The sequence below is a fragment of the Chlorobaculum tepidum TLS genome (assembly GCF_000006985.1).
GTDB lineage: Bacteria > Bacteroidota > Chlorobiia > Chlorobiales > Chlorobiaceae > Chlorobaculum > Chlorobaculum tepidum.
Window position 1 is genome coordinate 444,176 of record NC_002932.3, and the last position, 21,877, is coordinate 466,052.

A 21,877-nucleotide genomic window follows, 5' to 3' on the forward strand; every position below is an offset into this window, starting at 1 on the left:
CATTCCAACAACAATCCGTTTAATCATGAAAAGCAATTTTGTAAAGCCTTCGAAGTCATTCATCCGCATGGCAGGCCTGCTTGCCGTGCTCTCGACAGTCTGTCGTCCGGACGCTGCCGCAAAAGAAGTTGCCAAAACCGATTCGGCTGACTACGTAGCCGATGAAATCGTCGTCAGCTCAACCAGAACAGACGAAAAACTCAAGAACATCCCGCGCAAGGTCGAGGTGATTACCAGCAAGGATATTGAGGCGCTCGATCCCGATAATGCCACCGAGTTGCTGCAAAAAACTGCCGGTGTTGATGTGATCGAGTATCCGGGCGTGCTTTCTGGCGTATCGATGAGGGGCTTCGTGCCAAATTACGGTTCATATCTCAATCCCCAGTACGTTACCTATCTCCTTGATGGCCGCCCTCTTGGTACGTACAATCTTGCCTCGGTAGATATGAACATGATCGAGCGGGTCGAGGTGATTAAAGGCCCATCATCGGCATTGTATGGATCGAAAGGAATGGGAGGCACCATCAACTTTATTACAAAGAAATCCCGTGGCCCGATCAAGGGGACGGCCTCGCTCGGCTACGGAAGTTTCGAAACCTTCGAGGGCAATGCCGCCGTCGGCGGTTCGATCAGTGACCGGTTCGATTTCGATATCGGTTTCCGCTACTTCAATCAGGGCGAAGACTACAAGGTTGGAAAAAATACGCTCATATCGAATCCCGATCCGCAGATTCTCGAAAGGGACATTGATACGATGCACAACAGTACCTACTCGACCAATTCGGGCATGATGCGTGTCGGTTATCGGTTGAACGACAATTTCAGAGTCGATTTGCGCGGTGCGTTTTTCAATGCCCCATCCGTACATACCCCCGGCTCTATCTGGGGCTACTATGGTGAGGGTATGAAAGATGTGTATCGAAAAACAGCAGATCTTTCGCTTACCGGTACGGCAGGACGTCACAGCATCAAATTCATGCCGTACTGGTCAAAAGACGAATCGAACAATCTCAAGCAAACCGAAGCTACACAGAATAAACCGAGTAAAATCTACCCGTATTACCTGGGAGATTTTGAGGAGTATGGCTTTCAGTTGCAGGATGTTATTGCTTTGGGCAACCACCGTATAACCGGCGGTTTGGATTATGATAACCAGACGTACAAAACCAGGCGGTACAGTGCACCGGATGTTGCCCAAAGACCGTATAGCGCTGACAGCAGAACTAGTGATTTTGGCCTGTTTACCCAAGCCGCGCTCTCTTTTCTTGATAATCGCCTGATTGTCACTCCCGGAGTCCGATTCGACGCAACGACATTCGGTTTGCTTGATACACCGCTTGTTCCCAATGTGAACACCGAAAAAGAGCATGACGGGTTTTTCAGTCCATCGCTGGCATTCCAGTACTCTTTTGTTCCCGAATTGAAAGTGCATTCGAGTATCGGACGAGCATTTGTCGCGCCTTCGGGGTTGCAGAAAGCTGGTGAATATGTTGACTCTTTTGGAAGAACGGTCAGGGGTAATCCCGATCTGGAGCCGGAAACAAGCCGAACGTGGGATGTCGGTCTGACCTGGAGTGACACGAAAAAAGGAGTGCGGGCCGATGTGACCTACTATGATACTGATTTTAAAGATTTTATTACGCAAGTACAGAGAACGGATGGCAGCACGACTTACATGACTTATGTCAATGCGGGAAGCGCGAAGATCAGGGGACTTGAGTTCGAGCTGTCCTACGACTTTGGAGCTTTGGCTGATTACCGCTACTCATTACGCTGCTTCGTAAACTATACGCATCAATTTGAGAATGATGTCACAATGGGTGGTGTTACGAGTCCAATGAAGTATGTGCGGGACGGTCTTGGTTCATTCGGCATCGAATATGACGATTTCCGGCTACTCAGTGCGCGACTCAGTGGTCGCTATCTGGGTACCAGTTATGAAGACAACTATTATCGATCGTATGGACGGTTACCGAATGTGTTAGTGATTAAAAACGAACCTGCATTAGTGTTTGATGCGACGGTTGGCATAAAGATCAACGCTCAGAACCGCGTCGATCTGATGGTCAAGAATCTTCTCGATGAAAACTATGCCGAAAAAACCGGCTACAACATGCCGGGCCGCTGGTACGGCATGAAATACATCGTCACCTTCTGAGCCGGGCGCAGCAGATGATGGCATTCAATCTCATCAAAAAGGCAGTACTGGTGACGGTACTGCCTCTTCTGCTTCTGACGGTCTGCGGTTTTGAGTAAGCCAGGTTGGTAACAGGGCGACAGCTCGCCATCTTTATGGGACGATCGGGGTGTGCTTGGGATAGCCGAGGTGTTCATCCAGTTCACCTTCGAGTGCCTTTTCGATTAAGCGCTTTTTGAACTGGTCGAACAGGCCACCGTTGTCAAAAAGGGCTTGGGGGCTGCCGCTTTCTCGCAGAAGCTGCCCGATCAGCTCGCCCTGAATGTCCGGGGTCTTGTTTTTCTTTCTGGTCATAGTTTTGCTCCTTGTTACATGATAGGAAACTACGACCGTTTACACACTTTATCTTACAGACCCTTTTAATTTTTTTGACGATCGGTCACATGAAGTGCTCTTAAATTGCTTATTGCTTGTTTTGGTGTGTTTAATTTGGTTACTTAATATGTGAGTGTGTATCTTATATATGAAGGAAATGCCTTGGGTATTAAAGCTTGACGTTTAAAGGTTACGCTGTCATTTTTTAACTTTTTGTTATGAGTGCCCAGGAATTGTCTCGAGGCTTCGCCTGTAAGACCGGTTCATGCTGGCCAGCCAAGAGGCGCGTGTAATCTTTTTTTGTGTTGCGCTGACCGCGATGAGGTTTGCGGGAAAAAACTGACAATTTCGATTAACTGGTTGACTAAACTTTTTAACAAAACAGACGGAGGAAACAAACATGCTGAAAATGTATGTGGATTACTATGTTGCTGTATTAAGTGGATTTTTACAGCAGTATTTTGGCGTGAAATCGCAAAAAGGTGTAACCATGATTGAGTACGCCTTGATTGCTTCCTTGATTGCTGTGGCGGTCATTGCGGTTCTTTTGACTGTTGGATCGAACCTGCAGACCGTCTTCAGCTATGTCGGTAGCAATCTCACGACGTAATTAAAGCTTGACGTTTAAAGGTTACGCTGTCATTTTTTAACTTTTTGTTATGAGTGCTCAGGAATTGTCTCGAGGCTTCGCCTGTAAGACCGGTTTATGCTGGCTAGCCAAGAGGCGCGTGTAATCTTTTTTTGTGTTGCGCTGACCGCGATGAGGTTTGCGGGAAAAAGGCTGACAATTTCGATTAACTGGTTGACTAAACTTTTTAACAAAACAAACGGAGGAAACAAACATGCTGAAAATGTATGTGGATTACTGGGTTGCTGTATTAAGTGGATTTTTACAGCAGTATTTTGGCGTGAAATCGCAAAAAGGTGTAACCATGATTGAGTACGCCTTGATTGCTTCCTTGATTGCTGTGGCGGTCATTGCGGTTCTTTTGACTGTTGGATCGAACCTGAAGACCGTCTTCAGCTATGTCGGTAGCAATCTCACGACGTAATTGGTTGCCCGGCCAGGCATAGGCGCGTTTACTACGGCGGTCATTGCGGTTCTTTTGACTGTTGGATCGAACCTGAAGACCGTCTTCAGCTATGTCGGTAGCAATCTCACGACGTAATTGGTTGCCCGGCCAGGCATAGGCGCGTTTACTACGTAAAAACTCTTTTACAGATTAACAGTGAAACGACCAATCTTTGTTGTCATCGCACTCACCTTGGGTGCGATGACGGCTTTCATCGCGGCCCGCTGGATGAGCGGCCCCAAGGCTTCAGGGCCCAGTGTAGTCATTGTGGAACAGCCCATCGCCGCCGGCCGGCCTATTTCGTGCTCTTAAATTGCTTATTGCTTGTTTTGGTGTGTTTAATTTGGTTACTTAATATGTGAGTGTGTATCTTATATATGAAGGAAATGCCTTGGGTATTAAAGCTTGACGTTTAAAGGTTACGCTGTCATTTTTTAACTTTTTGTTATGAGTGTCCAGGAATTGTCTCGAGGCTTCGCCTGTAAGACCGGTTCATGCTGGCCAGCCAAGAGGCGCGTGTAATCTTTTTTTTGTGTTGCGCTGACCGCGATGAGGTTTGCGGGAAAAAGGCTGACAATTTCGATTAACTGGTTGACTAAACTTTTTAACAAAACAAACGGAGGAAACAAACATGCTGAAAATGTATGTGGATTACTGGGTTGCTGTATTAAGTGGATTTTTACAGCAGTATTTTGGCGTGAAATCGCAAAAAGGTGTAACCATGATTGAGTATGCCTTGATTGCCGCCTTGATTGCTGTGGCGGTCATTGCGGTTCTTTTGACTGTTGGATCGAACCTGAAGACCGTCTTCAGCTATGTCGGTAGCAATCTCACGACGTAATTGGTTGCCCGGCCAGGCACAGACGCGTTTACTACGTAAAAACTCTTTTACAGATTAACAGTGAAACGACCAATCTTTGTTGTCATCGCACTCACCTTGGGTGCGATGACGGCTTTCATCGCGGCCCGCTGGATGAGCGGCCCCAAGGCTTCAGGGCCCAGTGTAGTCATTGTGGAACAGCCCATCGCCGCCGGCAGGCCTATTTTGGCAGGACAAATCAAAGCGATCAGTTGGTCGGGTTCAGTTGTGCCGCAAGAGGCCTTCAGCCGTACTGCGGACGTGGTTGGTCGAATTGCCTTGGTTCCCATGATCCCCGGTGAGCCTGTTCTTCCTGGTAAGCTGGCTCCAATCGGCGCGACCGGCGGATTGTCTTCGATAATCCCGGCAGGCAAGCGCGCCATTAGTGTTCGTGTGAATGACGTCGTCGGGGTTGCCGGATTTGCCCTTCCGGGCAGTTATGTGGATATTCTGGTCAGCGGCAGAGATGTCAGCGGCCAGCCTTTTTCCCGAATAGTGCTGTCGAAAGTCAAGGTATTGGCTGTGGAGCAGGATACCGTTGCGGAAAAAGACAAACCGAAAGTTGTGAACGCGGTGACCCTCGAGCTTTCACCGCAAGAATCAGAAAAACTGGATCTGGCCCGGAACATCGGCGCGCTTTCCCTGGTTCTGCGCAACGAACTTGACACCACCGTAGTAAACTCTGTAGGCGTCCGTCTGTCTGATGTTGTCTACCCGCAGCGTGGTGTTCCAAATACATCTTCTCAGTTTAAACAAGCTGCACCTGTGCAGGCTTCACAAGCTGCACCGGCGCAGGTTTCACAAGCTGTACCGGCGCGTCAATACCGTGGAGTCGAAGAAATTCGCGGCATCAGCCGCCAACAAGCTACCACACCATAAGCCAACATGGACATGAATTTGACATGCGTAAAGCGTCTGGCCTGCGGAATGAGTGCTCTTGTGGCACTTGCTGGCGCAGTTCCCGTGGTTGTACTGGCCTCTCCAGCCTCTGTGCTTGCAGTGGTCGCATCGGAACCCGTAGCTAAAAAGGCTACTCCTGCACCCGCAAAACAGGTCGCACCGGCAACCGTAGCCAAAACAGCCGCCCCTGCATTTGTAACTCCAAAAACCACTCCTGCGCCTGCGGCTAAAAAGGCTGCTCCTGCGTACGTGGCAAAAAAGTACTCACGCGTACGCGCTAGTGCGATGGATTTTTCTGCATACGCACCTTCGAGCTATTCTGTTCCTGAAGGTGAATCCAGGGTCTACCGGCTTGCCGTGCCAGCCAAGCGTGTTGCTGTGGGGGACCCTGCCATTGCAGATTTTATTATGATCAGCCCCTCAGAACTCTATCTGTCGGGCAAAAAAACAGGCGCTACCAATCTTATTGTCTGGGGCAAAAACGGCAACTTCACCACTGCTCCGCTGGTTGTCAGCCGGAATGTCAAACCCATACAGGACCTGTTGAGAGCTGTTTTGCCGAAAGAGCACGATATTCAGCTATACTCCTCAGGGGATGCCTTGGTATTGGCTGGTTCCGTGTCCAACGCTTTGGCTGCTGAAACCGCTATCCGCCTGGTAAAAACCTTTTTGGGGGGCACAGTTCCGGATGTTACCCCAGAAGCCACCCTGACCAAGAAAAGCGAGGCAGCGACGGGCACATCGGGGGGAACCAGTATATCAGGCATGACTGGAGTCGCCAGCGCCGCAGGTATGTCTGGTGCTGCGACAGTGGCATCTTCCGGCATTCATGGTTTTATCAACCTTCTCAAAATACGCGATCCGCAGCAGGTCCGCCTCGAAGTGCGCATTGCTGAAGTTTCGAAGTCCTACATGGAAGCTCTGGGCTTCAGCTGGACGCAAGGCGTGGGCAGCACCGCAGGCAGCAGCCTTATGACAGGGTTTGTCAGCAACGCAACGCTCAACCTCCTCCTGAAGAATAGCGGAAATCTTAAGGTTGAAGCAGATAGTCAAAAAAACTGGATTAAAATGCTGGCTGAACCCACCATTGTCGCCATGAGTGGTCAGGAAGGGTATTTTCTGGTTGGAGGCAAAATTTATACACCTACCCCAACAGGAAACGGAGCAGTCGACTATCAGGAACGCACCTATGGTGTAGGGTTGCGATTTACTCCTACCGTGCTGGATGCAGGCCGTATTTCGCTCAAGGTTGCTCCCGAGGTCTCTGAGCCCGACTCGCAATTCCAATCTGCAGGAAGCCTGTATAATTTGCCTGCCTTTAAAGTCAGTGCGGCTTCCACCACCGTTGAAATGAACGAGGGACAGAACCTTGTTATCGGCGGCCTTCTGAAAGACAAACTTACCGAAACAATCGAGGCCGTGCCTTTGCTGGGTCAACTTCCCCTGCTCGGCGCATTGTTCCGTCACACTTCGATGGATTCTGAAAAGGTCGAGGTCATCGTCATTGTTCGCCCGACACTGGTCAAAGCAAGCGATACCGTGCCGGAGCTTCCGACAGACAGGTTTGTTCCGCCTGGTCCAAATAGGCTTTTTCTCGAAGGAAAACTTCAAGGCTCGAAATAACATGAACAGGATGCACGCAAATACCGCCGCCATGCGTCACGCGCAGGCGCCGAAGCATGCTCAATTTCAGAAGGGTGCGGTGATGGTAGAATTTGCGTTTATCCTTCCCATTTTTCTGCTTCTCCTTTTCGGGATGGTTACTTTTTCGATAGCCCTTTACGATAAAACCGTGCTTTGCATTGCAAGCCGTCAGGGAGCGCGTACCGGAGCCTTGTATTATGCAAGCAACTACGACAGCAATGGAAATTTAATCAATGCAAATGTTCAGCAGAGAGCCTGTGATGCTGCCAACGCTGTCTGCCAGCAAGACCTGATCAATTTTGGGCCTAACATGAACCTTCAGATACAATGTCAGGTTTTGGGTGGTACCGTTCATGGCCAGAGGTCTGTTTCCGTCACAACCGGCATTGATTATACGGGGATTTACATTTTATCGGATGTGTTGCACTTATCGTCCACAACCATAATGAGGCTTGAGGAGGATTAAGTAATCATGGCACGTTTACGCTCCATCAAACGCCTTCATAGCCAGCGTGGTGTAGTAACCATTTTGTTCGCATTGGTATTGATGGTATTGGTTGGTCTTATTGCGCTGGCGGTTGACCTGACTCGTCTCCATCTGGTTAAGGCCGAACTTCAGAACGCGGCCGACGCCGCTGCGCTGGCTGGCGCCGGTTCACTCATCGACACATCATTGCAGACGTTCAATTGGTCAGCGGCTACGGCCAAAGCGCAGGAATTTGCAGACGTCAACTCCGCAGATGGCAAGACGATTGGGCAACATCGGCAAGAGCAGGATGTGAATGTGGCCATTCAGCCGGGCTACTGGAACCTCATAACGCCGTCATTTACTTCCAATACCGGTTTGGTAACTCATACAGGGGATGGAAATATCCCCGCTGTGCAGGTTACAATTACCCTTTCTCACCTGAAATTTTTTTTCGCTCCGATTCTGGGTATTCCTGAAGGTACAGTTCAGGCTACTGCTATTGCTGCGGTATCGCCACCAACAGGCGGTACGGGCTTGTTTCCCATGGCTATTGGCGGATGTCTGTTCAATCTTTTTTGGGATTCAGTGCATAACACTCCAAAGCTGGATCCGGCAACAGGGCAGCCCTATGAAATTCAGGTCTATAGCGTTTACTCTGGTGGAGCTGGCGCTTCATGCGACTCGGGCCAATGGACCAGTTTTCAGACAGATGCTAACAACGTTCCATTTATAAGAGATCTGATTAAAAATGGAAATAGTATTCCATTATCCATTGGTGATTCCATCTGGATTCAACCGGGTACCGAGGCGACTGTATACGACAGTGTTCCCACCAACGTTGATGTTGCTGTGCCGGTTGTTGACAATGTTGCTACGCACTCTTCTCAGACTGTTATTGCGATTGCCGGTTTTCATATTACGGGTGTGGTTAAACATGGCAACAAGAGTGTTGTTACAGGTCATCTCATCCCTCAGTCTATGGTTCCCAGTCTCCATCCCGGTAACGGCACTGGCATCCCTTACGGCGCTTACACTCCTCCCTTTTTGGTCAAATAAAAGTATATGAACATAGTTACATATTCTCCACAGCCATGGGATGTTTCCGATTCGCAGCTTGAACTGGGTCAACACCACCTGACTCGACTTCTGGGCGAGTCAGGGGAGATGGTTCGCCAGATCAAGGCAAAAGACCCTGACGTTGTATTCATAGTTGGCTTTAAATCCACCGATCCCGGCTTCATTTGGGAGCTGGAAAAGCTCTGTCTTGCGCTGCCTCATGCTACTATTGTGGTACTGGACCCGCAGGCAGGGCCTGAACAGTTGTTGACGCTTATGCGCGCCGGTGTGCGTGAAGTCATCGACGATAGCTCCGAAAGAACCCTGCAACAGGTTATCGAGAGGGCTTTTCTTCGTACCAAAGGTGCGATCATCAGGCAGAAGAGGGTTTTTGGATTTGTCTCTGCCAAAGGGGGGGATGGCGGCTCCTGCATAGCGGCCAACTTTGCATTTGCGCTTTCTCAGGAGCCTGACATTCATGTGCTGGCGGTAGACATTTCTTTGCCCTTTGGTGACCTTGACATGTATCTTAGCGGAAACACCCACAGTCAGGATCTTGCTGACATTTCCAATGCAAGCGACCGGCTCGACAAGTCGCTGCTCGACACCATGGTGCAGCATATCAGTCCCTCGCTCGACCTCATTCCCTCGCCTGCAACGTTCGAAAAAATCGTGAATATCGAACCTGAGCGAGTGAGCGATCTCATTCACATTGCGGCAAGCTTTTACGACTACATTATTGTTGATTTTGGAGCATCTATAGACCATGTTGGTGTTTGGGTTCTCGAACACCTTGATGAACTCTGCATCGTAACCACCCCGTCACTCCAATCGCTGCGCCGGGCGGGTCAACTGCTCAAACTCTGTAAAGAATTTGAAAAACCAATTTCTCGCATCGAAATCATCCTTAACCGAGCTGACACAAATTCTCGCATTACCAGTGATGAAATAGAAAAAGTTATTGGCAGACCAATCAGCAAGCGCATTCCTCAGGATGAGGATGCCATGCAGGAATCACTCTTGTCTGGTCAGTCAGTGCTGAAAGTTGCGCCCAAATCCCAGCTTTCCAAAACCATCGTTGACTGGGCCTTGCACCTCAACGGCGTCAGTCGGCCTAATAAACGCTCGATATGGGAACGCTTAAAGATCAAATAGCTCGCTGGAATCTCTCCCTCAAAAGAGGAGCAGATTTTTCTTCCTCAGCCCCCGAGACCGCTGATGTGCCTGAGAAAGCGCCTGTCGTTCAGGCTCCGGTAGCGTCAGTTCCCGTAGCAGCGAAAAAAAACAAGGAATCCAACGGCGATCCTGACTATTACTCGGCCAAGACAAAGCTGCACCAGAAGCTCCTCACCCGCATCGATCTCAACTCGATAGAGAGCCTCGATGCCGATCAGTTGCGCAATGAGCTGGGTATGCTGCTTACCAGATTGATCGAAGAGGAGGCGCTGCCCCTCAATCATCAGGAGCGCAGCAAATTGGTGACCGACCTCAAAAATGAAATCCTGGGTTTGGGTCCTTTGGAGCCTTTGCTGGCAGACCCTGACATTTCTGAAATCATGGTCAACGGTTACCAGAATGTCTATGTAGAAAAAAAAGGATGCATTTCCTTGACCGACATTCGCTTCAGCGACGATGCTCACCTCATGAAAATCATAGACAAGATCGTCTCTCACGTGGGGCGGCGTATCGATGAATCAAGCCCCATGGTCGATGCCCGCCTTCCCGATGGTTCGCGCGTCAACGCCATCATTCCGCCATTGGCACTCGACGGCCCTGCACTTACCATAAGGCGCTTTGCGGTTGTGCCTCTGCAAATGCACGACCTCATCGAAAAAAAAACACTTACGCCAACCATGGCCGAACTGTTGTCGGCTCTGGTGAAAGTCAAGTGCAACATCATTATCTCAGGTGGTACCGGCTCGGGAAAAACCACGTTGCTCAACATTCTTTCGGGTTATATTCCGTACAACGAGCGTATCATCACCATCGAAGACACTGCCGAGCTTCAGCTTCAGCAGGATCATGTTATTCGCCTGGAGACGCGCCCGCCAAACATTGAAAATAAAGGTGAAGTCACCATGCGCGCGCTGGTGAAAAACTCTCTGCGCATGAGGCCAGACCGCATCGTGCTGGGTGAGGTTCGTAGCTCCGAGGTGATCGACATGCTGCAGGCCATGAACACCGGCCACGATGGTTCACTCACCACCATTCACGCCAATAGTCCACGTGATGCGATAGCCCGACTTGAAAACCTTGTGGGACTTGGTGGTATCAATCTGCCCAGCAAGGCGTTGCGTCAGCTTATCGCCTCTTCGGTTCAATTTATCATCCAGGTTTCGCGACTCAGTGATGGTACCCGAAAGATCACCCATATCCAGGAGATCATCGGCATGGAAGGCGATGTCATTACCACACAGGATATCTTTTTTTTCCAGCGTACCGGCACTAATTCGGACGGATCTGTTCAGGGAGTGTTCAAAGCTACGGGCGTGCGTCCCAGAGTTTATGAAAAAATACGCACTTTCGGTCTCAATCTTAGCGAAGGGATCTTTGACCCCGACTCCAAAGACTAAACTTTGTGCACATCATGACCACGTTTTTGTTATCATTATCTGTTTTTTTTGCGGTTCTGCTGATCATGTGGTTGGTGTATTTGGTTTGGTCCCGGTTTTTCGATCCCAACAACAAATCCAAAAATCAGAGGCTGAAGAATATCCAGACCACTATTCAATGGGGTGGGCAAGCTCCGAGCAGCTTGCTAACGAACCTTGAGGAGCATGAACTTGAAACGTGGTTACGTTCACGATCCAGAGCATTTGAGAAACTTGTTAACCTCGTTCAGCAATCTCGCAGCTCTTTCAGTGCAGGGAGCGTCCTTGGTCTTATGCTTGCCTTGTTTGCGGTAGTGCTGCTGGCTGGTCTTCTGACCAAAACCAACATTCTGTTCCTGCTTGTGCTGGCTGTCGCTATTGCCAGCATGCCTGTTATGTGGTTATCCCGAAAGGCCAAGAAGCGGCGCATGGCTTTCGAGGCAAAACTCCCCGAAGCGCTCGACTACATCTCTCGCTCACTGCGTGCCGGCCACAGTCTTTCCTCTGCCATTGGTATGATTGGCAAGGAGTTCCCCGATCCCTTGGGTGGTGAATTCAAAACCGTCTTCGATGAAATGAACTTCGGTATCCCATTCAAAGAAGCCTTCGCCCACCTCTCTAATCGTATTCGTAGCAACGATATCAGTTTCTTTGTTATCGCTCTCATGATACAGCATGAAACTGGCGGCAACCTCGCCGAACTGCTCGGTGGGTTGGCCACAACCATACGCGAACGCTTCAAGTTGCGTGGCAAGGTTCGCACGCTTTCGTCTGAAGGGCGCATATCAGCCCTGGTGCTGGGCAGTATGCCATTTGTATTCGCAACTATTATCTCTCTCATAAACCCCCGGTACATCCTGCCGCTCTTTAACACTCCCCAAGGTCACACCCTTCTTTACATCGCTGGGGGGCTCATGCTTGTTGGCATGTATGTGCTTAACAACATGGTTAAGATCAAGGTTTAACCCAAGCAACGTCCACAATGTTAGACGCCCTGCAATTTTTGACCATAGTGCTCTCGGGTGCTGCTGTAGCTTCGGTTGTGTTTGCGTTGTACAATTGGTGGCTCAGTAACACCGTCAAAAAAAGACTGAGTCAAATCGTTCGCCAGCGCTGGGCCCCAGCCGACGTTGCTTCACCCAGGAAGCCAACACCGCAAAAAATAGACACAGTCATCAATATTCTCTCAAAACTCTCGCTTCCGGAAGAGGGGTGGCAAAGCTCCACCGTTCGGACGAGGTTTTTGCAGGCAGGCATTCGCAACAAAAATGCACCTCAATACTACTATGCCGTTAAAACCCTGCTCGTATTTGGGTTGCCGGTGATGCTGTTTTTGTTTCTGCGTTTCGCTCAGCCCAAGCTCCCCGTCATTCTTTTCTTGATTTTTATGCTGCTCTCGGCAGCAGCAGGTTATTACCTGCCTGAAATAGTGATGGACTTCATCACCAAAAAACGTGTCGAACGCATGCGTAACAGCCTGCCCGATATGATAGAGCTTATGGTCGTCTGTACTGAGTCGGGTATGAGCATCGACGCTGCCATAGCCCGTATATCGCAGGAAATGGCCCGCACCCACCCCGACCTCGCTCAGGAGTTTTATCTTGCCGGTCTTGAAATGCGAGCCGGCGCTACCCGCATTGACTCATTGCGCAACATGGCACTGCGAACATCTCTTGATGAGTTGCATGACCTTGTTTCCATGCTCATACAGGCTGAAAAATTTGGTACCAGCATGGCAGAATCGTTACGTGTGCAGTCAGAAGTGATGCGCACAAAACGTACTCAGCGTGCCGAGGAGCTTGCCGCCAAAATCCCCGTCAAACTGGTACTGCCGCTCGGCCTGTTTATTTTTCCGACACTTTTGATCGTGATGCTGGGGCCGGCAATCCTTCAGTTGATTGATGTTTTAAAACATAAGTGAGTTTCAGCCCCATGGTGCATCTTTTTTTTACAGACTGGCCATGGTGGGTGGCTGGTGCATGGGCAGGGGTGTGCCTGGTGTCTTTGGGCCGTATTATTCCGCATAAGGTTTTGCAGCGTGCCCAGGTTCCTCTGAACGAATGGCAGGGCCCCGGTGGCGGCCTGGAGCAACCCGTTCCGAAGGCTCGACGTATTTGGGTGCCGGTGGTCAACGCCGGCTTGTGGGCCTCCGCAGCCGATACCGCTAACCAGCCGGTATTCTGGGGCACGTTTCTATGGGCCGCTTTGGCCAGCACTCTGCTTTTGCTTGCTCTCATTGACTGGGACACCACCCTGCTGCCGGACTGGATTGTTCTTCCGCTGGGGTTGGCGGGCCTCCTCAGCAGCTATGCTGGGTTTACCCGGCAAAGTCTGGCCGTCAGTGCGGCATCTGCTGTTGTAGTGCTGGTCCTGCTTGGCGGTTTTGCCTGGATATTCCATCGTATCAGGGGCGTTAGTGGTATCGGAGGTGGTGACCTCAAACTTCTGGCAGCGCTGGCCGCCTGGTGGGGTCCTGACGGTGTCCTTTACGTGGTGGCGTTGGGTAGTGTGGTTACCGTAGTCTGGTATCTGGTGTGGCGACGCTTCAAAGGCCTGAGCCCCGAGGCAGAATGGCCATTTGGACCAGCTCTTGTGGTAGCTGCGCTGGCGTGGGGCTTGTGGGCTGCTCATTACTCGATTTAGGTTGATTTGGCAACGGTTATCCGGTATTCACGCTCAACGCTATCTGTTTTTTCTCAGTGCCATTCTGTCTTGAATAATGTGCTATCACCCCTTTTAGTCTAAGGGCTGGCGGTTTGGGTATCGGGTTTTGTCCCTTCCTTTTCAGGAAGTGCATGATCAATTTCGGGAATCGACAGTCTTCACTATTTTGATCAGGAGGTACTATGCTAAAAAGTATCAACTCACAAAAGGGCGTCACCATGATCGAGTACGCTTTGATTGCTGCTTTGATCTCTACGGTTACGATTCTGGCTCTTTCGCAGGTCGGTCAAAATCTGGTAACTTTGCTTGTCAGCGTCGTAAACGCTTTTTCCAGTGCGCCGCCGAACTGACCACCGTACATATTGCTGCTGTCGGGTAATAAAACTTTATTTCCTAAGGGTAAATACCCCGCCGTTTACGGCGTAAAGTATTCAAGTATTGCCTTCAAGATACCCCGCTGCTTGCGGCGGGGTTCTTCATTACGGGACAACTCTGAAAATTGCGTTCATTAAACCCGCTACATGCGCAATATCCCGGTGATTCCTTTTTTGAAAATCAGATATTTGTAAAGAAATTGGCGCCTCTAAAACAGGGTGGGGACTCTTTTTTTCTCAGTAAATCAGAACCTGTAGAAACAGATACCATGAAATCAGATAAGCACTGGCTGAACCGGGAGCGTCTTACTGTTTATCCCCGAATTTTTCTGGCTCTGTTCCTTATCCTTGGTCTGGTGTGGGTTCTGATGTCGAAAAATATGCTTGACATTAAAGGAAAGCCGCTTGGATACGATTTTATGACATTCTGGGCTGCATCGCATCTTGCCTTGACGGGACATGCTCAAGACGCCTACAAAATACCCTTGCTTTTCAAGGCTCAGCAACTTGCCATATCGGCTTCAAAAGTTGCTTACGCATGGTTCTACCCGCCCACCTTCTATCTTGTTGTGCTGCCATTGGCGTTACTGCCTTACGTGACAGCATACTGGACCTTTATGCTCTCAACGCTGTGGGGTTATCTTCTGGTGTTTCGCCGCATCGTTCGTGGCAACATCGCGATGTGGTGTCTGGCGGCATTCTCCGGATTGTGGATAAACTTTTTCTGCGGCCAGAACGGATTCCTGACTGCATCACTTGCCGGCTTGGCACTGCTCACCGTTGAGCGACGTCCTGTTCTGGCAGGAGTGTTCATCGGGCTGCTTGCCATCAAACCGCATCTTGCGATGCTCTTTCCGGTGGCATTACTCGCTATTGGCGCGTGGCGAACGTTGGTAACCGCTGCCGTGACAGCGGTCACCTTTATGGCTATTGGTATGGCAACTTTCGGAATCGCCGTATTGAAGGGCTTCCTTGCGAGCATTGGCGATGCTCGTCTGTTTCTGGAAAACGGCATTCTTGAATGGATAAAAATGCCCTCCGTTTTTGTGTTCATGCGCTTGCTCGGAATGCCCGTCGCCGGGGCGTATATTGCCCATTGTGCCGTAGCCATAGCGGCAGTAATCGTCGTCTGGCGTGTGTGGCGTCGTTGCGAAGATCGAAACCTGCGCGGTGCAGCCCTGATGACGGCAACGTTTCTGGTCAGCCCGTATGTGTTTGATTACGACCTTGCCTGGCTGGCCTTTCCGATCGCCTGGCTGTCATTGGATGGTTTGCGCAACGGCTGGTTGCGGGGCGAGCGTGAAGTGCTGGTCGCAGCCTGGTTGTTGCCGTTGCTGATGGCCGTGATAGCTGAAGCGGTGAAAGTGCAGATAGGGCCGCTGGTGCTTTGCAGCCTGTTGTGGGTGACGTATCGTCGTGCAACGGCCGCATCGATGGCTGGTGCCCTTGCAACCGACGCCTATGACGATCAGCTCGGAACGGTACCGTAAGCGGAACTTTTTTCGCTTGATTCTGGAAAACACTTCGACGATGCCCAAAAAATCGCGGAATACGAAAGAGATAAAGAGGTCATGAAATCGGACGCGCATTGGCTGAACTGGGAGCGTCTTACCATATATCCCCGCATCTTTCTGGCTGGATTTTTTGTGTTTGGCTTAGGGTGTGTTTTTATTGCAAAAAAAAAGTTTGGCCTGAATGGGATACCGTTTGGTGCTGATTTTATAACATTCTGGGGGGCCTCGCATCTTGCCTTGACAGGGCATGCTCAGGACGCTTACAACAATTCCCTGCTGTTAAAGGCTGAACAACTCGTAATACCGGTATTCAGGTTCACTTATATATGGGCCTACCCTCCGTCGTTCTATTTTGTTGTGCTTCCTCTGGCGTTACTGCCTTACGTGGCAGCATACTGGACCTTCATGCTCTCAACGCTGTGGGGTTATCTTCTGGTGTTTCGCCGCATCGTTCGTGGCAACATTGCGATGTGGTGTCTGGCAGCGTTCTCCGGATTGTGGGTAAACCTCATTTGCGGCCAGAATGGATTCCTGACCGCAGCACTTGCCGGTGCGGCTCTCCTTGCCGTTGAGCGAAGGCCGGTTGTGGCCGGGCTGTTTATTGGCCTGCTTGCCATCAAACCGCATCTTGCGATGCTCTTTCCGGTGGCGTTACTCGCTATTGGGGCGTGGCGGACGTTGATAACCGCCGCCGTGACGGCAATCACGTTTATGGCCATTGGCACGGCGACCCTTGGTACTGCGGTGCTGAAGGGATTTTTCGCAAATCTGGGCTATGCTCGTCTGTTTCTGGAAAACGGAGGCCTTCCATGGAAGAAAATGCCCTCGATGTTTGTTTTTTTGCGTTTGCTCGGAACGCCCGTCACATGGGCGTATGCTATTCATTTCTTCGTTGCCGCGGGGGCGGTGATCGCTGTCTGGCGCGTCTGGCGTCATTGCCGGAACTGGGAGCTTCGAAACGCAGCCCTGATGACGGCAACCTTTCTGGTCAGTCCATACGTGTATGATTATGACCTGGCCTGGCTGGCTTTTCCGATTGCATGGCTGGCAGTGGACGGGTTGCGCAACGGCTGGCTGCGTGGTGAACGCGAAGTGCTGGTGGCGGCCTGGTTGTTTCCGGTCCTCATGATACCAATAGCTGAAGCGGTGAAAGTGCAGATAGGGCCGATAGTGCTTTGCAGCCTGCTGTGGATGACGTATCGTCGTGCAACGAAAACATCGATGACGGGGGCTACGGCAATCGATGACCATGCAGCGCAGTTCGAGACTGTACCATAGGAACTCGCCTTGCCTGATTCCGCAAAACACTTCAACGATGCCGAAAAAATTCGAATATGTAACAGATAGAGAGACCACGAAGGCCGAAGCGCATTGGCTGAATCGGGAGCGCCTCACACTTTATTCCGGCATCTTCCTGGCCGGATATCTTGTTTCTTGCATTGGTGCAGCTATCTTGAAAAACATGTATGACCTGCAAGGGATACCGTTTGGCGCTGACTTTATACAATTCTGGGCGGCATCGCATCTTGCCTTGACGGGACATGCTCAGGACGCCTACAACAGTTCCTTGCTGTTAAAGACTGAACAACTTGTTACACCGGCATTCAAGGGCCGTTATATATGGCTCTACCCTCCGTCGTTTTACCTCGTTGTACTGCCGCTGGCGTTACTGCCGTATCTGGTGGCATACTGGACCTTCATGTTGTCAACTCTGGCGGCTATCTTCTGGTGTTGCGTCGTCTCGTCCGTGGCAAGACGGCGATGTGGTGTCTTGCCGGTTTCTCCGGATTGTGGGGAAACCTCTATTGCGGCCAGAACGGCTTTCTGACCGCGGCCATCGCCGGGATAGCACTGCTCAGCCTTGAGCGTCGGCCTGTTCTGGCGGGAGTGTTTATCGGTCTGCTTGCCATCAAACCGCATCTTGCGGTGCTTTTTCCGGTGGCGCTACTCGCCATTGGGGCGTGGCGGACGTTGATAACCGCCGCCGTGACGGCAATTACGTTTATGGCTATTGGTACGCTAACCCTTGGAACCGCTGTCCTGAAGGCGTTTTTCGCGAGTCTGGGCGATGCCCGGCATTTATGTCTTGAAAACGGATCTCTTCTCTGGAAGAAAATGCCTTCGGTGTTTGCGTTTCTGCGCCTGCTCGGCACGCCCGTCACCTGGGCGTATGTTGTTCATTGTATCGTTGCAGCGGTGGCGGTGATCGCTGTCTGGCAGGTCTGGCGTCATTGTCAGAACTGGAACCTGCGCGGAGCAGCCCTGATGACGGCAACCTTTCTGGTCAGCCCGTACGCGTATGATTACGATCTGGCATGGCTGGCCTTTCCGATTGCATGGCTGGCAGTGGACGGGTTGCGCAACGGCTGGCTGCGTGGAGAGCGTGAAGCGCTTGTGGCGGCATGGTTGATGCCGTTGCTGATGAGTCCAATAGCCGGGGCTCTAAAATTTCAGATAGGGCCGCTGGTGCTTTGCAGTCTGTTGTGGATTACGGTGCGTCGGGCCAATGCGGCATCGATGATGGGTGGTATGGCAACCGACGCTTATGCTGATCAGTTTGAGCCGCTACCGTAAAGAGAACTTGCTATGCCTGGCTTTGTAAGGCACTCCAACGATGCTGGAAAATATCCAAACACACAATGGCAGGAAATGCTATGAAAACACAAGCGCACTGGCTGAACTGGAAGCACCTCAAAGTTTATTCCAGCCTGCTTCTTGCTCTATTCCTTATCTACGGTATAGGGGGTGTTTATTTTTCAAAAAATATGGTTGACGCAGGAGGGCACCCTCTCGGTTTAGATTTTATTGCATTTTGGGGTGCATCGTATCTTGCTCTGGCAGGGCATGCTCAAGACGCCTACAACATTCCTTTGCTTTTCAAGGCTCAGCAAATTGGTGTGCCGGCTGCAAAAGTTTCTTACCCATGGTTTTATCCGCCTTCGTACTTCCTTGTTATTTTGCCGTTGGCGTTACTGCCGTACCTGGCAGCATACGGGACTTTCATGTTGTCAACGCTGGGCGGCTATCTTTTGGTGTTTCGCCGCATCATTCGCGGCAAGACGGCGATGTGGTGCCTGGCCGGTTTCTCCGGATTGTGGATGAACTTTTTTGATGGCCAGAACGGATTTCTGACCGCCGCACTTGCCGGCGCGGCATTGCTCAATTTTGAGCGACGTCCTGTTCTGGCGGGAGTGTTCATCGGCCTGCTTGCCATCAAACCGCATCTTGCGATGCTCTTTCCGGTGGCGCTACTCGCCATTGGGGCGTGGCGGACGTTGATAACCGCTGCCGTGACGGCGATTACCTTTATGGCTGCTGGAACGGCAATTCTGGGAACCGCTGTGCTGAAAGCGTTTCTTGCGAGTCTGGGCGATGCGCGTCTGTTTATGGAAAACACCCATCTTCTCTGGAATAAAGTCCCCTCGGTGTTTGCGTTTCTGCGCCTGCTAGGAACGTCCGCCACATGGGCATATGCTGTCCAGTTTGCCGTCGCTGTGGTGGCCGTGATCATCGTCTGGCGCGTCTGGCGCCATTGCCGGAACCGGAACCTTCGTAACGCAGTTCTGATGACGGCAACGTTTCTGGTCAGCCCATACGCATTTTATTACGATCTGGCATGGCTGGCCTTTCCCATCGCCTGGCTGGCATTGGATGGTCTGCGCAACGGCTGGCTGCGCGGAGAGCGCGAAGTGCTTGTGGCGGCGTGGTTGCTGCCGCTGATGATGGTTCTGATAGCTGCAATGCTGAAAGTGCAGGTAGGTCCACTGGTACTTGGCAGTTTGTTGTGGATGACGTATCGTCGTGCAACGACAGCATCGATGACAGGCGCTCCGGCCAGTGCCGCGCCTGCGAAGATCAGTTCGAGACTGTACAGTAAGCGATGTTATTCTCTGGCGAACACTTCGACAATGGCAAAAAAATCCGAACACGCAGCAGAGAGAAAGACCATGAACGCAGACGCGCACTGGCTGAACCGGGAGCGCCTCATATTTTATTCCCGCATCTTTCTGGCGCTCTTCTTCGGAATTGGCGTAGGGTTGGTGGTAACGTCAAAACATATGGTTACCGGCGACTTTGTCCTGGCCTGGGCTGCATCGCATCTTGCCTTGACAGGACATGCACTGGATGCCTACAGCATACCTTCACTCATCAAGGCTCAGCAAATTGCAGAACCCGGCCCGCAGGATGTTTATGGATGGTTCTATCCGCCCTCATACTACCTTCTTATTCTGCCCCTGGCGTTACTGCCGTACGCGGCAGCATACTGGAGCTTCATGTTGTCAACGCTGGGCGGCTATCTTTTGGTGTTTCGCCGCATCATTCGCGATAAGACGGCGATGTGGTGCCTGGCCGGTTTCTCCGGATTGTGGATGAACTTTTTTGATGGCCAGAACGGATTTCTGACCGCCGCACTTGCCGGCGCGGCATTGCTCAATCTTGAGCGACGTCCTGTTCTGGCGGGAGTGTTCATCGGCCTGCTTGCCATCAAACCGCATCTTGCGATGCTCTTTCCGGTGGCGCTACTCGCCATTGGGGCGTGGCGGACGTTGATAACCGCTGCCGTGACGGCGATTACCTTTATGGCGGTTGGAACGGCAATTCTGGGAACCGCTGTGCTGAAAGCGTTTCTTGCGAGTCTGGGCGATGCCCGGCATTTATGTCTTGAAAACGGATCTCTTCTCTGGAGTAAAATGCCCTCAGTATTTGCGTTCATGCGTCTGCTCGGCACGCCCGTCACCTGGGCGTATGTCGCTCATTTCATCGTTGCTGTGGTGGCCGTGATCGCCGTCTGGCGCGTCTGGCGCAATTGTCAGAACCGGAACCTTCGTGGAGCATCCCTGATGACGGCAACGTTTCTGGTTAGCCCGTATGTATTGTTTTACGACCTGGCGTGGCTGGCCTTTCCGATCGCCTGGCTGGCATTGGACGGGTTGCGCTACGGCTGGCAGCGTGGCGAGCGCGCAGTGCTCGCGGCGGCGTGGTTGCTGCCGCTGCTGATGATGGTACAGATCATTGCGCATCTGAACGTGCAGGTGGGGCCGCTGGTGCTTTGCAGTCTGTTGTGGATGACGTATCGTCGTGCAACGACAGCATCGATGACAGGCGCTCCGGCCAGTGCCGCGCCTGCGAAGATCAGTTTGTGAGTGTGCCGTAAGTTGTGTCGCCAAAGTGCCGTGAACGCTAACCAAAAACTGTTGGCAGGCATACCAGCATCATAAATCACAAAATGCCGGTAATCACTCAAGAGTCATTATCTGTTGCAGCTTGAAGGCTGTAAAAGGCGTATTATTCAGGGTTCGCGTCCCCAATGGCTCAAATGCGGTTGCCGCTTGGACTTTTTATGGATAGTTTTGCCTCAGGATAACCGTTACTATTATGCGGATGAATAACTTCGTATTTGCATTCGTGAAAAAGACCAAGGCGCTGCATACGTGCTTTCGTTGTGGTAATGACTACATCTAAAGCGTATTTGAGACCATTCACATAACAGATTTCATCACCATAATAGGTTGGAATCGGGCGTTCTGCGATACGGAAGCCCCAAAGAATCAGCTGGATTATTATTTCAGTATCGAAATGGAAATCGGGCGTATTTAAATGAAACGGGATTTGCTTCAATGCTTTTACGGAGTATGCTCTGTAGCCTGAGTGAAATTCGCTTAAAGAGGTTTTTAACATGATATTCTGAAACAAAGTCAGAATTTTGTTGCCTACAAACTTGTAGGCGGGCATCCCTCCTTTTAGTGCGCCAAAAGGTGTCATCATTCTCGAACCAAATACTGCCTCGGCCTCTCCCTTTGTAACCGGTGTTATGAGATCTCTCAAGTATTCCGGAGCATATTGCCCATCGCCATGGAGTAGTGCTACACAGTCGAAATCATGCTCAATAGCGTATTGGTAGCCTACCTTCTGATTTCCGCCATATCCCTGGTTTTCGGGGTTTACCAGAACATTGGTCTTGAATCTGATTTTCCCGCTTTGTATTGTCTCAGCGCAGCGTAATACAGTATCATCAGAAGATTGGTCATCTATAACGAGCACTTCGGCATCAAAATCATCGAGCAGGTCAGCAGGAATGCGCATCAGGACGTTCTCAATCGTACTCTCCGCATTGTAAGCAACTATAAAAATTAAAATGCTCGGTTTCTTATCCATTGCTTTTCTTCTTTTTAAAGAGCTGTATCTGCGTGAGTCTATAAATTTGACCTCGATAGCGCCTT

General features: G+C 50.9%; 19 protein-coding genes and 1 pseudogene. 18 read left to right on the forward strand and 2 right to left on the reverse strand.

Annotated features, from left to right (window positions below):
* The first annotated feature begins 25 nt into the window (after positions 1 to 25).
* Positions 26 to 2,158 (forward strand): TonB-dependent receptor plug domain-containing protein, encoded by a 2,133-nt coding sequence (locus tag AYT24_RS02050; protein WP_164926859.1) that lies wholly within the window; start codon positions 26 to 28, stop codon positions 2,156 to 2,158.
* A gap of 132 nt (positions 2,159 to 2,290) precedes the next feature.
* Here AYT24_RS02050 and AYT24_RS02055 read toward each other — a convergent pair whose 3' ends face one another.
* The gene (locus tag AYT24_RS02055; RefSeq protein ID WP_010932115.1) at positions 2,291 to 2,491 is read right to left on the reverse strand and encodes a transposase; all 201 of its coding nucleotides are present in this window, start codon (positions 2,489 to 2,491) and stop codon (positions 2,291 to 2,293) included.
* Positions 2,492 to 2,912: 421 nt separating this feature from the next.
* On the opposite strand from AYT24_RS02055, the gene AYT24_RS02060 reads away from it, so the two are divergent.
* From AYT24_RS02060 to AYT24_RS10425, 17 genes and pseudogenes are all read left to right on the forward strand, one after another.
* Positions 2,913 to 3,122, forward strand: coding sequence for a Flp family type IVb pilin (locus tag AYT24_RS02060; protein ID WP_010932116.1), 210 nt, complete (start codon positions 2,913 to 2,915; stop codon positions 3,120 to 3,122).
* Positions 3,123 to 3,354: 232 nt separating this feature from the next.
* A complete protein-coding gene (locus AYT24_RS02065; protein ID WP_010932117.1) occupies positions 3,355 to 3,564 on the forward strand; it encodes a Flp family type IVb pilin in 210 nt (69 codons plus the stop codon).
* Positions 3,565 to 4,216: 652 nt separating this feature from the next.
* Positions 4,217 to 4,426, forward strand: a complete 210-nt coding sequence (locus AYT24_RS02070; protein WP_010932119.1) for a Flp family type IVb pilin — start codon at positions 4,217 to 4,219, stop codon at positions 4,424 to 4,426.
* Between the two features lie 60 nt (positions 4,427 to 4,486).
* Complete coding sequence (gene cpaB / locus AYT24_RS02075) at positions 4,487 to 5,323, forward strand: Flp pilus assembly protein CpaB (protein WP_010932120.1); 837 nt, start codon at positions 4,487 to 4,489, stop codon at positions 5,321 to 5,323.
* A 6-nt stretch (positions 5,324 to 5,329) separates the two neighbouring features.
* Positions 5,330 to 6,967: a type II and III secretion system protein family protein gene (locus AYT24_RS02080; RefSeq protein WP_226986838.1), complete on the forward strand. Its 1,638-nt coding sequence runs from the start codon at positions 5,330 to 5,332 to the stop codon at positions 6,965 to 6,967.
* Positions 6,968 to 6,977: 10 nt separating this feature from the next.
* Entirely contained in the window at positions 6,978 to 7,454 is a 477-nt protein-coding gene (locus AYT24_RS02085) for a TadE/TadG family type IV pilus assembly protein (RefSeq protein WP_226986839.1), read from the forward strand.
* Between the two features lie 6 nt (positions 7,455 to 7,460).
* Entirely contained in the window at positions 7,461 to 8,513 is a 1,053-nt protein-coding gene (locus tag AYT24_RS02090) for a TadG family pilus assembly protein (protein WP_164926860.1), read from the forward strand.
* Between the two features lie 6 nt (positions 8,514 to 8,519).
* A complete protein-coding gene (locus tag AYT24_RS02095) occupies positions 8,520 to 9,668 on the forward strand; it encodes an AAA family ATPase (RefSeq protein WP_164926861.1) in 1,149 nt (382 codons plus the stop codon).
* Positions 9,644 to 11,086, forward strand: coding sequence for a CpaF family protein (locus AYT24_RS02100; RefSeq protein ID WP_010932125.1), 1,443 nt, complete (start codon positions 9,644 to 9,646; stop codon positions 11,084 to 11,086). The genes AYT24_RS02095 and AYT24_RS02100 overlap by 25 nt, the downstream gene beginning before the upstream one ends.
* Before the next feature lie 14 nt (positions 11,087 to 11,100).
* A complete protein-coding gene (locus tag AYT24_RS02105; RefSeq protein WP_164927209.1) occupies positions 11,101 to 12,069 on the forward strand; it encodes a type II secretion system F family protein in 969 nt (322 codons plus the stop codon).
* A 17-nt stretch (positions 12,070 to 12,086) separates the two neighbouring features.
* The gene (locus AYT24_RS02110) at positions 12,087 to 13,025 is read left to right on the forward strand and encodes a type II secretion system F family protein (protein ID WP_010932127.1); all 939 of its coding nucleotides are present in this window, start codon (positions 12,087 to 12,089) and stop codon (positions 13,023 to 13,025) included.
* Positions 13,022 to 13,747: a prepilin peptidase gene (locus AYT24_RS02115; RefSeq protein ID WP_226986840.1), complete on the forward strand. Its 726-nt coding sequence runs from the start codon at positions 13,022 to 13,024 to the stop codon at positions 13,745 to 13,747. Before AYT24_RS02110 ends, AYT24_RS02115 begins: the two co-directional genes overlap by 4 nt.
* A gap of 203 nt (positions 13,748 to 13,950) precedes the next feature.
* Complete coding sequence (locus tag AYT24_RS02120; RefSeq protein WP_010932128.1) at positions 13,951 to 14,118, forward strand: Flp family type IVb pilin; 168 nt, start codon at positions 13,951 to 13,953, stop codon at positions 14,116 to 14,118.
* A 293-nt stretch (positions 14,119 to 14,411) separates the two neighbouring features.
* Positions 14,412 to 15,632, forward strand: coding sequence for a glycosyltransferase family 87 protein (locus AYT24_RS02125; protein WP_164926862.1), 1,221 nt, complete (start codon positions 14,412 to 14,414; stop codon positions 15,630 to 15,632).
* An 81-nt stretch (positions 15,633 to 15,713) separates the two neighbouring features.
* Complete coding sequence (locus AYT24_RS02130) at positions 15,714 to 16,934, forward strand: glycosyltransferase family 87 protein (protein ID WP_010932130.1); 1,221 nt, start codon at positions 15,714 to 15,716, stop codon at positions 16,932 to 16,934.
* Positions 16,935 to 17,118: 184 nt separating this feature from the next.
* Positions 17,119 to 18,230, forward strand: a pseudogene (locus AYT24_RS02135) (glycosyltransferase family 87 protein).
* A gap of 80 nt (positions 18,231 to 18,310) precedes the next feature.
* On the forward strand, positions 18,311 to 20,800 hold the full coding sequence (locus AYT24_RS10425) for a glycosyltransferase family 87 protein (RefSeq protein WP_226986841.1): 2,490 nt from the start codon (positions 18,311 to 18,313) through the stop codon (positions 20,798 to 20,800).
* Between the two features lie 169 nt (positions 20,801 to 20,969).
* On the opposite strand, the gene AYT24_RS02150 is transcribed toward AYT24_RS10425, so the two are convergent.
* Positions 20,970 to 21,812 carry a glycosyltransferase family 2 protein gene (locus AYT24_RS02150; protein ID WP_010932133.1) on the reverse strand — a complete coding sequence of 281 codons (843 nt, stop codon included), beginning with the start codon at positions 21,810 to 21,812 and terminating at the stop codon, positions 20,970 to 20,972.
* Between the last annotated feature and the right edge of the window lie 65 nt (positions 21,813 to 21,877).